Annotated in this window: 14 protein-coding genes; 4 read left to right on the top strand and 10 right to left on the bottom strand. The window is 68.2% G+C overall.

Annotated features, from left to right (window positions below; genetic code table 11):
- Window positions 1-17: 17 nt before the first annotated feature.
- Complete coding sequence (gene trpD / locus N2K99_RS08935; protein WP_227933550.1) at window positions 18-1,064, top strand: anthranilate phosphoribosyltransferase; 1,047 nt, start codon at window positions 18-20, stop codon at window positions 1,062-1,064.
- A gap of 25 nt (window positions 1,065-1,089) precedes the next feature.
- On the opposite strand, the gene N2K99_RS08930 is transcribed toward trpD, so the two are convergent.
- Genes N2K99_RS08930 through N2K99_RS08910 form a run of 5 tightly spaced genes read right to left on the bottom strand, consistent with a single transcriptional unit; the run spans window position 1,090 to window position 4,292 of the window.
- Window positions 1,090-1,371 (bottom strand): Lrp/AsnC family transcriptional regulator, encoded by a 282-nt coding sequence (locus N2K99_RS08930; protein ID WP_227921514.1) that lies wholly within the window; start codon window positions 1,369-1,371, stop codon window positions 1,090-1,092.
- Window positions 1,372-1,416: 45 nt separating this feature from the next.
- Window positions 1,417-1,821 carry a DUF3054 domain-containing protein gene (locus N2K99_RS08925; protein ID WP_227933549.1) on the bottom strand — a complete coding sequence of 135 codons (405 nt, stop codon included), beginning with the start codon at window positions 1,819-1,821 and terminating at the stop codon, window positions 1,417-1,419.
- Entirely contained in the window at window positions 1,818-2,423 is a 606-nt protein-coding gene (locus tag N2K99_RS08920; RefSeq protein WP_227933548.1) for a TetR/AcrR family transcriptional regulator, read from the bottom strand. The genes N2K99_RS08925 and N2K99_RS08920 overlap by 4 nt, the downstream gene beginning before the upstream one ends.
- Window positions 2,424-2,448: 25 nt before the next feature.
- The gene (locus N2K99_RS08915; RefSeq protein WP_227921528.1) at window positions 2,449-3,150 is read right to left on the bottom strand and encodes an ABC transporter ATP-binding protein; all 702 of its coding nucleotides are present in this window, start codon (window positions 3,148-3,150) and stop codon (window positions 2,449-2,451) included.
- On the bottom strand, window positions 3,147-4,292 hold the full coding sequence (locus tag N2K99_RS08910) for an ABC transporter permease (RefSeq protein WP_227921530.1): 1,146 nt from the start codon (window positions 4,290-4,292) through the stop codon (window positions 3,147-3,149). The genes N2K99_RS08915 and N2K99_RS08910 overlap by 4 nt, the downstream gene beginning before the upstream one ends.
- Window positions 4,293-4,459: 167 nt before the next feature.
- Here N2K99_RS08910 and N2K99_RS08905 point away from each other — a divergent pair, with 167 nt between their 5' ends.
- The gene (locus N2K99_RS08905; protein ID WP_227933547.1) at window positions 4,460-5,554 is read left to right on the top strand and encodes a YbhN family protein; all 1,095 of its coding nucleotides are present in this window, start codon (window positions 4,460-4,462) and stop codon (window positions 5,552-5,554) included.
- Window positions 5,555-5,560: 6 nt separating this feature from the next.
- Here the strand turns inward: N2K99_RS08905 and N2K99_RS08900 are convergent, their stop codons facing one another.
- The 5 genes from N2K99_RS08900 to N2K99_RS08880 form a co-directional block, all read right to left on the bottom strand.
- The gene (locus N2K99_RS08900) at window positions 5,561-6,346 is read right to left on the bottom strand and encodes an SDR family oxidoreductase (protein ID WP_227921536.1); all 786 of its coding nucleotides are present in this window, start codon (window positions 6,344-6,346) and stop codon (window positions 5,561-5,563) included.
- A gap of 37 nt (window positions 6,347-6,383) precedes the next feature.
- Window positions 6,384-6,731 carry a UBP-type zinc finger domain-containing protein gene (locus tag N2K99_RS08895; RefSeq protein WP_227921538.1) on the bottom strand — a complete coding sequence of 116 codons (348 nt, stop codon included), beginning with the start codon at window positions 6,729-6,731 and terminating at the stop codon, window positions 6,384-6,386.
- Between the two features lie 167 nt (window positions 6,732-6,898).
- On the bottom strand, window positions 6,899-8,530 hold the full coding sequence (locus N2K99_RS08890) for a glycoside hydrolase family 13 protein (RefSeq protein WP_227933713.1): 1,632 nt from the start codon (window positions 8,528-8,530) through the stop codon (window positions 6,899-6,901).
- Between the two features lie 107 nt (window positions 8,531-8,637).
- A complete protein-coding gene (locus tag N2K99_RS08885; protein ID WP_308036397.1) occupies window positions 8,638-9,891 on the bottom strand; it encodes a DUF6596 domain-containing protein in 1,254 nt (417 codons plus the stop codon).
- Window positions 9,888-10,331, bottom strand: a complete 444-nt coding sequence (locus tag N2K99_RS08880; protein ID WP_227921540.1) for a YciI family protein — start codon at window positions 10,329-10,331, stop codon at window positions 9,888-9,890. Before N2K99_RS08880 ends, N2K99_RS08885 begins: the two co-directional genes overlap by 4 nt.
- A gap of 277 nt (window positions 10,332-10,608) precedes the next feature.
- On the opposite strand from N2K99_RS08880, the gene N2K99_RS08875 reads away from it, so the two are divergent.
- Window positions 10,609-12,423 carry an SARP family transcriptional regulator gene (locus N2K99_RS08875; RefSeq protein WP_227933546.1) on the top strand — a complete coding sequence of 605 codons (1,815 nt, stop codon included), beginning with the start codon at window positions 10,609-10,611 and terminating at the stop codon, window positions 12,421-12,423.
- Between the two features lie 62 nt (window positions 12,424-12,485).
- Window positions 12,486-13,316 (top strand): class I SAM-dependent methyltransferase, encoded by an 831-nt coding sequence (locus N2K99_RS08870; protein ID WP_227933545.1) that lies wholly within the window; start codon window positions 12,486-12,488, stop codon window positions 13,314-13,316.
- The last annotated feature ends 651 nt before the right edge of the window (window positions 13,317-13,967 follow it).

Genomic DNA, 13,967 nt, shown 5'->3' with positions numbered 1-13,967 from the left:
TAGATAACCTAGGGTGTGTGACTACGATTCCGAGTTCCGGTGACACCTGGCCGAGCCTGATTAATGCCCTCATTGGAGGCGAAAACCTCTCCACCGAGCAGACCCGATGGGCGATGGCCACCATCATGGCCGGCAACGCCACGGACTCCCAGATTGCAGGGTTCCTGGTGGCGCTGCGGGCCAAGGGTGAAACCGTGGATGAGCTCACCGGGCTGGTCGAGGCCATGGTTGCCAGTGCCCGGCCGATCAACATCCCGGGGGAGACCCTCGACATCGTGGGCACCGGCGGGGACCGCCACAACACCGTCAACATTTCCTCCATGGCTGCCCTCGTGTGTGCCGGAGCGGGCGCGAAGGTGGTCAAGCACGGAAACCGTGCTGCGTCGTCGGCCTCCGGATCCGCGGACGTTATTGAAGCGTTGGGGGTCCGGCTGGATCTCTCCGTGGAGCGGGTGGCGCAGGCTGCTGTTGAAGCCGGCATTACGTTCTGCTTTGCCCAGGTCTTCCACCCGTCCATGCGCTTCGCCGCCGTACCGCGCCGCGAGATGGGGGTGGCCACGGCCTTCAACTTCATGGGGCCGCTGACGAATCCGTCCAACCCCAGCGCGTCGGCCATTGGTGTCGCAGACGCCCGGCTGGCACCGCTGATGGCCGGCGTGCTCGCCCGGCGCGGTGTGCGCGCCCTGGTGTTCCGCGGCGGCGACGGGCTGGACGAGATGACCACCACCGGTGTCTCTACCGTCTGGGAAGTCCGTAACGGTGCCGTAGAGGAGTCCGTAGTGGATCCCTTGGATCTCGGGATCAGCCGGGCCACGCTGGAGGATCTGCGGGGCGGTGACGCCGCCGTGAATGCGGCAGTGGTGCGAAGCGTGCTGGCGGGGGACAAGGGGCCGGTGCGGGACGCCGTCGTACTGAACGCGGCCGCGGCTCTGGTGGCCCTGGACAGCGAGGCGGACGGCCCGCTGATTGACCGGCTGTCCCGCGCCCTGGTCCGTGCCTGCGACTCGATCGACAGCGGTGCCGCGCAGGGGGCGCTGGACCGCTGGGTGGCCGTCACGCAGTAAGCGGGTCCGGCAGGGCGCTGGCTTGCTAGCTGTCGAAGCCCAGTGAGAACGCCGCGTCCAGGTCATGCTGCGAGTAGGCACGGAAGGCGATCTGCGTGGTGGTTCCGATCACGCCGTCGACCTTGGACAGGCGGTTGGCAATCGCATCGGCGAGGTCCTCGTGGCGCTGCACCCGTGCGATGGCAATCAGGTCGCATTCGCCGGTCACTGAGTAGACCTCGCTGATGCCGTCGATCTCGGAGATTTCCTCGGCGCATTCCGGGATCCTGGCTGAGTCGGTCTGGATGAGTACAAAAGCGGTGATCATGGAGGGCCTTCCCTGCGGGTGTATCGACTGATGCTTTCTTTGAGCCTAGTGGATGGAACGGTGCCGGCGGCGGGAAACCACTGTCCACGCCGCGCGCTGGCCGAGCAGGAACACCCCGAGCACGGCGAGGGTGACCACCTGGAAGCTGACGGCGGTGCCGCCGCCGGCCAGCGCACGGATACCCAGGCCGGCGGCTACGGTTCCGAGCCAGATGACGACGCCGTCGGGCCATAGCCGTGCCGGACGCCGCCAGGCGCGCATGGCCGTCCACGAGAGCAGGCAGGCCGCCAGGAACGGCAGTGCGGTGGTGAGGATGCCGAGTACGGCCAGGCCGTGTTCGTGGCTTTGCCGGCCGAGGGCGGCGAAAACGACGATGAGGACGAGGTCTGCGGCCAGGACCCAGGGCCAGGTCCGGACGGTCGGGGCAGGTCGGACGGTCGTGTCTGTCATGGGGTGCCCTCCCGGGCGGGGATAGTGCGGTTTTCGCGGACGTAGGGGCCGAGGAGTTCCCGGACGCGCTCCTCGACCGTCTCCGGCCCGGTGCCGGACTCCAGCAGCCTGGTGGACGAATGCACGATGGCGTTGATGAGCTCGGCCGTCACCGGGGGATCCGGAACCCCCATCGAGCTCAGCGTCTCCACCAGCGGAGTAAGCAGCTGGCGGTGCATCATGGCACTTTGGTTGTCCAGTTCCTCGCCCGGGGCGACGGCGGCCAGCGCGTTGCCGACCGCGTGCTCACCCTCCGCGACCAGGCGGATGTTCGTCAGCACGTAGGCCATGATGCGGTCCGCGGGTTCCGGCTCCGCATCCATGGCTTCCCGCACCCGGTGCGTCCAGCGAGGGAAAACGTCCAGCACCAGGGCATGGAGGAGATCCTGGCGGGACTTGTAATACTGGTAGGCGCTCGGACGGGCAAGGCCCGCCAGCGCGGCAACTTCGGCCATGCTGGGGGCCTCGCCGGTGCGGGCCAGGAGGGTACGTGCCGCGTCCAGCAGCGCCCGCTGCTGTGCCGCCCGGTGTTCGGCCACCGTGGGGGCAGTGATTCGGGGCACTTATGCCCTCCTGTTCGTGCTGTGGCTAGCTTGAGAGGCGTCCATCCACCATCTCGACGACGCGGTCGCAGTGGTGCAGGACGTCGTGATCGTGCGTCACCATAACTGTAGCAACGCCGCGCTCATGGGTTTCCCTGGCCAGCAGGGCAACCACGTCCTGGCTGCGGGCGCGGTCCAGTGCAGCGGTGGGCTCGTCCACGAGCAGCAGTGACGGCCGGTTCACGAGCGAACGCGCAATCCCGACCCGCTGGCGTTCACCACCGGACAGCTGGTCGGGCCGGCTCCGGGCCTTGTGGTCCATGCCCACTGCCGCCAGGAGCTCCAGCGGGTCGAGAGTGTCCCGGGTGCCGGCAAGCTTTTGCATCAGGCGCAGTTGTTCCGCCGAATTCAGCGCCGGAATCAGGTTTCCGGACTGGAACACGAAGCCGATCTCCTGCAGGCGGAACCGGGCCCGGGCCGCCTTGCCCAAGGTGGCCAGATCCACTCCGTTGACCCGGACGGTCCCGGAATCGGGGATGGTGAGGGCTCCGGCCACGGCCAGCAGGCTGGACTTTCCGGCGCCGGACGGGCCGACGACGGCGACCATCTCACCGGGCCGGACGGTCAGCGACACGTTAGCCAGGGCCTGCACCGTGCTGTCACCGTCGCCCAGGGCGAGGTTTGCGGAGTCGATCAACAGTCCGCCGGTACGCGTGCCGGGGGAACGTTCTTCAGTGGCGGTGCTCATCTCTGTCCTCCAAGGGCTGCAAGGGGATCTACGCGGGAAATCCGGACGATGGCCAGGGCAGCGCCCGCCAGGCCCAGGACGATCGTCAGCATCGTGGCCGTCAGGATGGGGGTGGCCTCAAGGGCGAACGGCATTGCCGTACCGCTCAGCCCGGCACCCATGGCGAGGCCGGCGAGAATGCCGACAACGGTGGAGGTCACCAGGATGATGGCTGCCTGGAGCAGTCCGTCACGCAGCAGGTATCCGGTGGAGGCGCCTACGGCGCGCAGCACCGCGAGCTCGTGCTTGCGCTGGATGGTCCAGACCGTGAAGAACGCGCCCACCACAAGGGCGCAGATGGCGTACAGGAAGATCTGGATCATTTCCAGGGTCATGGTTTCGGCGGAGTATCCGGGGGAGGCGTTGAAGGACTCCGCCAGGGTCGAGGTGACTGTTCCGGCGGCTTCGTCGCCGGCGGCGAAATCGAGGTCCGCGCCGTCGGCTGCCTTCAGGGCAACCGTGCTGGCGGTGTCGAAGTCAACGCCGGACACGGTGTCAGCGGTCGGCGCCCCGGGAGTACTCTGGCCGCTGGCCAGGTACTGCCAGGTGTCCAGCGGGAGGTAGCCCACGTTGACGTGACCGAAAGTCGCCTGCCCGTCGGTGTAGCCCACAACGGTCAGCTCGACGCCGATGCGCTCCAGGGTGACGACGTCACCGATGTGCAGGCCTTCTTCGGCTGCAGTGGCTGACACCACTATCTCGTTCGGGGCGGCAATGCTGCGTCCTTCGCCGACCTTCGGGGCCAGGAAGGAACCGGGCTCGATCCCGAACAGGGCCAGGTCAACCTGGGTGCCGGTGCCGGTGGTGCCGTTCATCATGGCGGTGCCCATCAGGGCGGCCTCTTCCACGCCGGGCTGCCCGGCCCAGACGGCGGCCTGGTGCTCGTCCACCACGCTGCGGGAAAAGGCGTTATCGGTCTTGGTGCCCTCGTTGAAGGCGAAGGCGGTGGCCGGCATGGCTTTCAGGCCGGACACGCCGTCGTTGACGAGTCCGGAGGACAAGCCTGATAGAAGGACCATAAGGACGGCGATGAGGGCGACGACGCCACCCATCAGTCCGAACCTGGCCCGGGCGAAACGCAACTCTCGAAGCGCTAGGAACATCGGAACCCCTTGGTGAATTGCTGGAACTGTTGCCAACACGATGTCGGTAACATACCAACATCATGTCAGAAAGGGCACGCCGAGGCGAAATGCGCGTGTTGCGCCTTGCCTGCCCGGACAAAGACCGGGGGCTGGCATGGATGCAGACTGTCTGCTGTGCTTGAACCATGCCTAGGCACTGCTTCTCGGCACGCGGTTCCCGGCATTCGTCCAGCCGCCGGCGGTATCTGCGCGCGATGGCGGTGGGCGTGGTGCTGGTGCTGGTCTTCGAATACGCGGTCCTGCCGCAGCTGGTCGGTATCGACAACGTCCTGCGGTCCTTGGCCGGATTGCCGCTGATAGTGCTGGTGGGTGCTTTGTGCCTGGAGGTCACCTCCTGGCTGAGCTACAGCGCCCTGACGCGGGTGGTACTACCCGGCTCCTCGCGGCCGTCCTATTTCACGCTGGTGCGGATCGACCTGTGTGACACCGCCATTAACCACGTGGTGCCGGGCGGGGGAACGACGTCGGCCGCTGCCCGGTTCCGGCTGCTCACCCTGTCCGGGACTCCGCCGCAGGATGCGCTCAGCGCGGCAACCATCCAGGTGCTGGGAGCGAACCTGGTTCTCGGTGCGCTGTTTGGTATCGGGTTGCTGTCCATGCTCGGGCAGGTGAACGTCAGCGGCTATTACGCGGCCGCCGGGTCCGTGGTGCTGGCACTGTTCGTGCTTGTCGTAGCTCTGCTCACCGTCCTGGACCGGCATCTCGCGGGAGCGGTGCGGGTGGTGCGGTCGGTGGCAGGAGCGGTTCCGCTGATGCATCCGGACAGTGCCGAAAAATTTGTCCGGACGGTGGCCGGCGAAACACAGATGTTCCGTGCACAGCCGCGCCGGCTTCTTGCCGGAGTGGCGCTTGCGGCGCTGCGCTGGCTTCTGGACGCAGCCTGCCTGTGGGTGCTGGTGGCCGCGTTTGGCCATGTGCTGGGGCCGGGGGAGCTGCTGGTCGCTTATTCCCTGGCCGGGCTGGTGTCGATGGTGCCGCTGACCCCCGGCGGGGTAGGGCTGGTGGAGGGGCTGCTGGTCCCCACTCTCACCGGATTCGGCGCACCGTCACACGTGGCGGTCCTGGGGGTCCTGTCCTGGCGGATCCTGCAGTTCTGGTTGCCGATCCCCGTAGGGGCGCTGGCCTATGTGTCAATGCGGCTGGGCGTGCTGCGCCGGGCGGGCCTCCGGCGCCGGGAGATAGTCCTCACCGGCGCCAACGGTTCCGCCGATGGGCGGTGAGGCAGGTTAGGACCAGATGTCGTCGCCGCGCAGCGTGGCGTCGGCGCCGCCGTCGGTGTAGATGGTCTGTCCCGTGGTGTGGGTGTTCTCTTCGGAAGTCAGCCAGATCAGGAGGCGGGCAATAACTTCCGGTTCCGAGTGGCCGTTCAGCGGCATGGGCACGTTGGCGTCCACCATGGCCCGGCCTTCAGGGGTGGACAGCAGGTCGCGCGTCATGGCGGAGAGCACGGTGCCCGGTGCAACCGCATTCAGCGGAATTCCGGCGCCGGCAAAGGCGGGGGTGATGCTCTCGCGGCGGACCCAGCGGCTCAGGGCCCGCTTGCTGGACGGGTAGTTCAGGTAGCCGGTCTGGGGGCCGTTGTCGGCAAGCGCCTGGCCGATCCGCAGGGCTTCCTCTTCGTTGCCGGCGAGCATGGCGTCGACAAGTTCGGGGGAGTTGGGCTGCAGGCTCGCCATGGAGCTGACGACGGCGGCGCGCGGGGCGCTGCTCTTGGCCAGGGTCGGGGCCAGTTCGGTCAGGAAATCCGTGACACCGAAGAAGTTCACGGCAACGGTGATGGGTGCCGGGGCGGAAATGCCGGCGCACGCGATGACCGCGTCGACGTTCCCGCCGGCAAGTTCCACGGCCTTCGCGACGGCGGCGGAGCGGCCCTCGGGCTTGCTCAGGTCAGCTTCGACGTCGGCGTTGCGCAGGTCGACGCCGATGACGGTGTTGCCGCGTTCCTTCAGGATGGCGGCGGTTGCTGCTCCGATGCCCGAGGCGGATCCGGTCACAATATAGGTTCTAGTCATGTTTACAGTGTAGACCTGTCAGCCTCGCCCCGGCATTTCAGTGCAGCAGCTCCTGCCAGCCCGGCGGCACCCGGCCGGCCGGTCCGGGAACAGACTGGCTGCTCGGATGGTGGGCCGGCGGGGCCAGCTCCGGTCCGGCGAAGACGGAGGACTCCGCATAGTTCCAGAACCAGTCCTCCCCGGGTTCGAAGCTGCGGATCACGGGATGCCCGGTCTGCTGTTCGTGAAGGGTGGCGTGCTGCCCGGGGGAGCTGTCGCAGCAGCCGATGTGCCCGCATTCGGCACACCGGCGCAGGTGGTACCACCACCCCTGCTGCTCGGCGCATTCCACGCAGCCCGGGCCGCTGGGCGGAACTGAAACGTTGATACCGGGGATCGGGTCCATGACGGACCTCCTTTTAGGTACGGGCGGATCATCAGTACCGGCCGGCATACGGGGATGCCGTCCCCACCACGGTAGCCACCCGGCCGTCCCCGTCAACAGGTGGCGGACGGAACAGGTCCCGGACGCAACAGGTGCCGGCGGAACAGGACCCGGGACCGGGGTCCGGGCTAGGCCAGCCAGACGGTGGTATCGGGCGGCAGCAGGCCGCCCTCGAGCGCCCCGCTGCTGAGCAGCACGGACCCCTCCGGCAGCTGGATGGCTTCGGCACCGAAGTTGGTGATGCTCTGCCAGCCGCCGGGCCGCCGGAAGTGCAGCACGGTGGCCGGACTGTCGAGCCAGTCGAGTTCCTCCGGACCCTGCTGCTTTCCGCGCAGTTCCAAGGCCCGGCGGTAGAAATTCAGGTTCGAGTCCCCGTCCTGCTCCTGGGCGGATACGGCAGCCCGCGCGAAGTCCCCGGGCTGGGGCAGATGGGCGGAGCCGGTGCCGAAGCCGAAGGACGGACCTTCCGCGGTCCAGGGCAGGGGCACCCGGCACCCGTCACGGCCCTTGTCCACACCCGCATTGCGGTGGAACGTGGGATCCTGCCGGTCCGCGTCCGGGATCTCCGCCACTTCGTGCAGGCCCAGTTCCTCCCCCTGGTACAGGTAGGCCGAGCCGGGCAGCGCGAGCATCAGCAGCGTGGCGGCCCGCGCCCGGCGCAGGCCCAGCTCACGGTCCAGCGCCGGCTCGGTGCCGCCCGAAAAGACCCACGCTTTTCCGTCCTGCCCTTTTTGGCTGCCCGCCGGAGCGGGCGGCAGGCCGTAACGCGTGGCGTGCCGGACGACGTCGTGGTTGGACAGCACCCAGGTGGAGGAGGCCCCGGTGGCGGCGGCCTGGCCCAGGTTGGCGGTGATGATCTCCCGGAACCTGGCGGCATCGAAGTCCGCCTGGAGCAGGTCGAAGTTGAACGCCTGGCCCAGGCCTTCGGGGTTGGCGTACCGCCCGCGGCGCGAGGCATGCACCCAGGCCTCGGCCACCGCCGTGCGCGGAGGATCGTACTCGTTGAACAGCTTCCGCCACTCGGCATAGATTTCGTGGACCTCGTCACGGTCCCAGAACGGGTGGCCGCCGTCGACGCCGTCACCTTCCGGCGTCAGCTCGGCGCTGGTTGCCAGGGGCTCAGTAAGGTCCTTGGCCAGTGCGTGGGCCACATCGATCCGGAAGCCGTCCACGCCGCGGTCGGCCCAGAAGCGCAGGGTGGTGAGGAACTCCGCGCGCACCTCGGGGTTCTCCCAGTTGAAATCGGGCTGTTCCGGGGCGAACAGGTGCAGGTACCACTGCCCGTCCGGCACCTGCTCCCAGGCGCTGCCGCCGAAGACGGACTGCCAGTCCGACGGCGGCAGGCTTCCGCCGGGTCCTGTTCCGTCCCGGAAGATGTACCGGTTGCGGGCGGGGGAGCCCTTGGGGGACGCCAGTGCTTCCCGGAACCAGGCGTGGCGGTTGGAGGAGTGGTTGGGGACGATGTCCACGATCAGTTTGATGCCGGCGGAGTGCAGGGCCGCAGCCAGGTCATCGAAGTCGTCCAGGCCGCCCAGGCGCGGATCGACGGCGCGGTAGTCGTCGACGTCGTACCCGCCGTCGGCGAGCGCCGAGGGGTAGAACGGGCTCAGCCAGACGGCGTCGACCCCCAGCTGCGCAAGGTACGGAACCTTGGCCGTGATGCCGGGCAGGTCACCGAGGCCGTCTGCGTTCGAGTCCGAGAAGCTGCGCGGATAGATCTGGTAGACGGCGGCCTGCCGCCACCAGTGCGGATCCTTCATCGGGTCGGCGTGGAATGGCTGCGCGGAAGCGGTCAAGGCGGTCCTTCGGGTATGCGGCGTATAAGCGTTCCCTGGACTCTACCAACGGGTGTGGCGCAGCTGACATCTCAGGGGGAGGCGGCCCGGCGTTCGAGCACCTCCCGTTCGCGGCGGTTCCGGGCCAGGGCTGCGGCAGCTGAAAACTCGGCCCGGGCCTCCTCCGTCCGGCCAAGCCTTGCCAGCAGCTCGGCCCGCACACTGGGTAACAGGTGGGATCCCTGCAGTGCACCTTCGGCCGCCAGGCGGTTCACGATGACCAGGGCGGCTTCCGGGCCGGTGGCCATGGACACTGCCACCGCCCGGTTCAGTTCAACCACCGGACCGGGGGCGAGCCGGCCCAGTGCTTCGTAGAGCAGCACGATGCGGGGCCAGTCCGTAAGCTCGGGCCGTGCGGCCGTGGCGTGACACTGCGCAATAGCGGCCTGCAGGGCATAACTCCCGCGTGCGCGGCCGAGCTCCTGTGACAACCCGTCGGCACGGGCAAGGCCTGCGATGCCGCGTTGGACCTGCGCCCGGTCCCAGCGGGTGCGGTCCTGGTCCGCCAGCAGGACGGGCGCACCGCCGGGACCGGTGCGGGCGGCGAAGCGGGAGGCGGAGAATTCCATCAGGGCCACCAGCGCGTGTGCCTCCGGTACCCGGGGGACCAGCCCGGCGAGGATCCTTCCGATCCGCAGCGCTTCGTTCGCCAGGTCCGGCCGGGTCCAGTTCTCGCCGCTGGTCGCCGCGTACCCTTCGGTGAACATCAGGTAGATGACATGCAGCACCCCGCGCAGCCGCGGGGTCCACTCATTGGGCTCCGGCGGTTCAAAGGGAACCCTCGCCGCCGCCAGGGTTTTCCGGGCCCGGACAATGCGCTGCTGCACGGTGGCGGTGGGGACCAGGAACAGCCGGGCAATTTCGTCGGTGCGCAGCGACCCCACGACCCGCAGAGTCAATGCAATCTGTGCCTCCGTGGAGAGCACCGGATGGCAGGCCGTGAACAGCAGCCGAAGCACATCGTCGGGCAGCGGGTCCCACTCCGGGGCTGCCTCGTCCTGCGCCCGGCGTGCCAGCATCTCGTAGCGGTCCTGGAGTTGCTCGGCCCGCCGCCACCTGTCGATGGCCCGGCGCTTGGCCACCGCGCTGATCCAGGCACCGGGGTTACGGGGAATGCCGGTTCCGCTCCATGAGACCAGGGCCTCGGCGACGGCGTCCTGCGCGGCGTCCTCGGCAAGGCCGACGTCGCCGGTGACCCGGGCCAGGGCGGCCACAATCCGGGCGCCTTCGATGCGCCACAGGGCATCGAGGCGTCCCCGGACTGCTGCCGCGGAATCCACGGCTATTTGTTCCCCGCGTTCAGGTTCTCCTCTTCCGAACGCCACAGTTCTTCCTTCCGGATGTACTCGTTGTCCGCAAAGTCGGCGAAATCGTTGGCTTCGTGCACGCGCCGGACCTCGAGTTTGGACCCGGGCCCAAGCGGTGCGCGGCTGGCCCACTCCGCGGCCTCCTCGCGGGAGCCCACCTGGACAATCCAGAACCCGTTGAACAGCTCGTGGGTTTCACCGTAGGGGCCGTCGGTGACCAGCGGCGGATCCTCGGAGAAATCCACCACCAACCCGCTGCCCTCCGAGACGTCTGCCAGGCCTTCGCCGCCGATCATCACTCCGGCATTGATCATCGACTCGTTGTACGCACCCATCTGGTTGATGATCTGCTCAAACGGGATGTCCTTGGATGCCTGCAGCGCCTCGTCCGTGGCCCGCATGATGAACATGTACTTCATGGCACTCTCCTTGCTGCTTGTTCCGTAGAAGGTGCTGATGCGCCTCCTACTATGACGTCGAACGGGCAGCGTGGATATCGACAGCGCAGAAGAATTTTCCTGGCGCAGAGCGGATCTATTGCGCGGGCTCCCAGTCCGTGCGGCACGCTAACCTCACCGGGGCCGGCACGCAACGGGCAGCGCCAGGCCCGTCGGTTCGTGCGGACGACGGCGTTGCCCGCAGCGTGGTTGCGTCCCGGCCTTTCGGCGTGCCGGGCCTGGTCCTACAGTGTGGTGCATGGCCGGGATTAAGGTGCGCCTCCTGGGGCCGCCGTCGATCGAGTGCCCAGCCGGTGACGGGAGGCAGCCCCGTGGCCGAAAGGGTTGGGGGCTGCTCACCTATCTGCTGCTGCACCGCATTCCCACACCGCGCGGCCAGCTGGCCGCGATGCTGTTCCCGGATGCCGGGGATCCGCTCGGGGCGCTGCGCTGGCACCTGTCGGACCTGCGCCGCGTGCTGGGCCCAGGGTCGGTGCTGCAGGGCGACCCGCTGATCCTGCGGCTGCCGCCGTCGTCGTCCTGCGACGCCGATACCGCCGTACCCTGGTCAGCGGACACCGCGTCCGCCGAACTGCTCGAACGGCTGGAGTTCGCTGACTGCCCCGGCTTCGATACCTGGCTAACCGTGGAACGCCACCGGCTGCGGCACTTCGTCGAAACAGCGGCCTACGAAAGGGGGTTGGCTGCCCTCGCCGACGGCGATACCGGGACTGCCGTGCAGTTCGCCGGGCAGGCCGTTCGCCTGGACCAGCTGAACGGTGACTTCCATGCGCTGCTTGTCCGCGCCCTCCTGGCCGGCGGGGACCGCAGCGGAGCCCGGGAGCAGGCCACCCGGTGCGCCCGCCTTTTTGCCGAACACCTTGGCCTGGGCATGCCCGCTGAAGTCCAGCAGGCACTGGCCGCCCCGGATGTCAGGATCACCGCTCTGCCAGCCACCGCCGTCGCGGTCAGGTCCTATCTGGAAGCGGCTGCGTCCTGCCTCGCCGCCGGTGCCGCCACACCCGCGTTGGCGCACCTGCGGGTGGCCGGCGGCCTGGCGGAACGGACCCGGAACCCCCAGCTGCAGGCCGAGGCACTCCTGGCCCTGGCCGGAGCCCTGATCCATGGCGCCGGCGGCCGCGGCGCCGAGGTCGCCGACCTGCTGCACCGCGTGGTGTCCCTCTCCGGGCCGGACGGCAGTCCTGCCGTGCAGGCTGCCGCGTACCGGGAACTGGGATTCCTCGCCGTACAGCGCGGCTTCCCGGCGAGCGGGCTGCGCTGGCTGGCCCGGGCGTTGGCGCTGGCGTCGGCAGCCGGACTGACGGACGAAACGGCCAGGGTACTGGGCGTCCGCGGAATGCTGGCCACCGATACCGCTGACTATCCCGCAGCCGCCGAAGCGCTGGCCGGATCGGCGGGTCTGAGCACCGCTGGCGGCAACCTCCGGCAGGAGGCGTTCGCCCGTGCCATGCTGGGCCGGCTATACCTGCTGACCGGCCAGCACCGCACCGCCGCTGAGCAACTCGACGCGTCCCTGATGCTCCTTGCAAGTGAGCACTGGGCGGCGTTCCGACCGCTGGTGGAGGCACTGAGAAGCGAGGCATATTTGTTTTCCGGCGATTCGTTGGAAGCGGCGGAGATGGCCGACCATGCGGTCGCGCTGGCCGAGGCGTTCGGGGACCGCTGTTATCTGGACTCGGCGTTCCAGGCCAAGGCCCGGGTCCTGCTGGCTGCCGGCGAACGGGCTGCTGCGGAAGAGTGGATCCGCCGCGGACTGCGCCCCGACCCCTGGTACCGCTGGTTCCGGGGACGGAACCTGGACTTCGCCTGCACGGTGTCGCTGCATTCGGATCCCCCGCTGGCACTCGTGTACGCACGGGAACTCACCGAGTTGTCCAGCCGCTACGGCCACGACGAGCTCACTGTCCGGGCCTACTCGTTCCGGGCGGCGCTGGGGGACTCGGCCGTGGAAACAGCTATTCCGCTGCTGGCCGCCCGGATCACCAATCCCCGGCTGCGGGCTGACCTGGCCGGCCTTGCACACGGCACCGCACACGCCGGGGTCGAACACTGACAGGGTCAGGCAGCACAAAGGGGCGGAATGCAAGCCCCCTCAAACGCAAGGACGTGAGGATCATGACGGACACACAAACCAGCCCCGACCGGGAACTGAAAGCGAGGCTCCGGGCGGTATGGGCGCTCGGGAACTATACGGCCGTGGCCACCGAAATCATTCCCGGCTTGGGCCCGGTGCTGGTGGAGGCCTGCGCTATTACGGACCGGGATGAGGTCCTGGACATCGCGGCGGGTACGGGCAACGCAGCAATTGTCGCTGCGGAGACCGGCGCCGACGTGACAGCCTCGGACCTGACACCGGAACTCCTCGAATCGGGCAAGCGGATAGCGCAGTCCCGGGGCGCGCACCTGAACTGGGTGGTGGCCGACGCCGAATCGCTTCCGTTCGCGGACGGCTCCTTCGACGCGGTGATGTCCTGCGTCGGAGTGATGTTCGCTCCGCACCACGGGCAGACGGCGTCTGAAATGGTGCGTGTGTGCCGGCCCGGCGGAAGGATCGGACTGATCAACTGGACCCCGGAAGGATTCATCGGGCGCATGTTCGCCACCATGAAGCCGTACGCGCCGCCTCCGCCTCCCGGAGCGCAGCCGCCGCCGTTGTGGGGAAACCCCGAGCATGTGGAGTCTCTCCTGGCCGGCAAGGTGCAGGATTTCACCGCCGAACGCCGGACCCTGCGTGTTGACCGGTTCGCGACCCCGGAGGACTTCCTGGGCTTCTTCAAAGCGAACTACGGTCCCACCATCGCCGTGTACAAATCGCTTGCGGACAGCCCGGAGCGCGCTGCTGCACTGGATGAGGCGCTGCTGGAGCTGGTGAGGGGGTTCAGCGCCGGCACCGGCAACACGGCCATGGACTGGGAGTACTTGCTGGTCACGGCGAAGCGCGCCTAGGGGAGTGGGCCTAGGGGAGTGGACACGGGAGCTGGCCCGGGAGCTGGCCTGGCCCGGCCCGGCAGTCCCGCCGGGCACAGCGTCCCACTCAGTGGGGCGCATGTGGCTGGAGGGTTCACATCTTTCCCATGCGTCACAGACCTCGGGATCCTGCGGGAATCAGCCGCACAAGTGGAACGGACCGGCGTCAGAGGAACGGGCCGGCGTCCGGTGTCCGTCCTGACCCTTCGCCTGACCCCGGACGGCCGTCCCGACCCGAAAAGCACGGCACCGGAGGGCATCCTGCCGACGGAACCTACGGCACAGGAGTCGTCGCCGCACGAAGCCTGCGTCCCGTGAACGCATCCAGAGCTTTCCGGGCGAGCGAGGTCCTCCGGACTGAGGGACCGGCCCCGGGGGATCCCCTTCTCAACGCTAGTTGACATAATGTAGATTATCGGCGTTATAAACGGGGTGCCGGAAGTGGCGTAAACCACAGATATTCCCCGATCGTCCATCCGGCCCCGATTGCCCGCTAATCCCCCGTTTTCGCTGCTTTTCGTAATCTTCAAGCGTCCGGGCTTTTCAGTGCTGGCTCCGCCCCGGATGCCGTCTGCAATGAAAGGCCGCCACGGCTGACGCCTCAAAAACGGCTGACCAGGTCCGACGCTT

Origin of the sequence: Arthrobacter sp. zg-Y1110 (assembly GCF_025244865.1) — a bacterium.
Classification (GTDB): domain Bacteria; phylum Actinomycetota; class Actinomycetes; order Actinomycetales; family Micrococcaceae; genus Arthrobacter_B.
Note: the sequence above shows the minus strand (reverse complement) of the source record. Positions and strands in the feature narration are given on the sequence as shown.

Excerpts from the sequence above, each read along its gene's own strand:
- N2K99_RS08880 (WP_227921540.1), bottom strand. The coding sequence starts at position 10,331 with ATGAAGTACATGTTCATCATGCGGGCCACGGACGAGGCGCTGCAGGCA.
- N2K99_RS08910 (WP_227921530.1), bottom strand. The coding sequence starts at position 4,292 with ATGTTCCTAGCGCTTCGAGAGTTGCGTTTCGCCCGGGCCAGGTTCGGA.
- N2K99_RS08905 (WP_227933547.1), top strand. The coding sequence starts at position 4,460 with ATGCCTAGGCACTGCTTCTCGGCACGCGGTTCCCGGCATTCGTCCAGC.
- N2K99_RS08890 (WP_227933713.1), bottom strand. The coding sequence starts at position 8,530 with ATGAAGGATCCGCACTGGTGGCGGCAGGCCGCCGTCTACCAGATCTAT.
- N2K99_RS08915 (WP_227921528.1), bottom strand. The coding sequence starts at position 3,150 with ATGAGCACCGCCACTGAAGAACGTTCCCCCGGCACGCGTACCGGCGGA.
- N2K99_RS08900 (WP_227921536.1), bottom strand. The coding sequence starts at position 6,346 with ATGACTAGAACCTATATTGTGACCGGATCCGCCTCGGGCATCGGAGCA.
- N2K99_RS08870 (WP_227933545.1), top strand. The coding sequence starts at position 12,486 with ATGACGGACACACAAACCAGCCCCGACCGGGAACTGAAAGCGAGGCTC.
- N2K99_RS08925 (WP_227933549.1), bottom strand. The coding sequence starts at position 1,821 with ATGACAGACACGACCGTCCGACCTGCCCCGACCGTCCGGACCTGGCCC.
- N2K99_RS08875 (WP_227933546.1), top strand. The coding sequence starts at position 10,609 with ATGGCCGGGATTAAGGTGCGCCTCCTGGGGCCGCCGTCGATCGAGTGC.
- N2K99_RS08895 (WP_227921538.1), bottom strand. The coding sequence starts at position 6,731 with ATGGACCCGATCCCCGGTATCAACGTTTCAGTTCCGCCCAGCGGCCCG.
- N2K99_RS08930 (WP_227921514.1), bottom strand. The coding sequence starts at position 1,371 with ATGATCACCGCTTTTGTACTCATCCAGACCGACTCAGCCAGGATCCCG.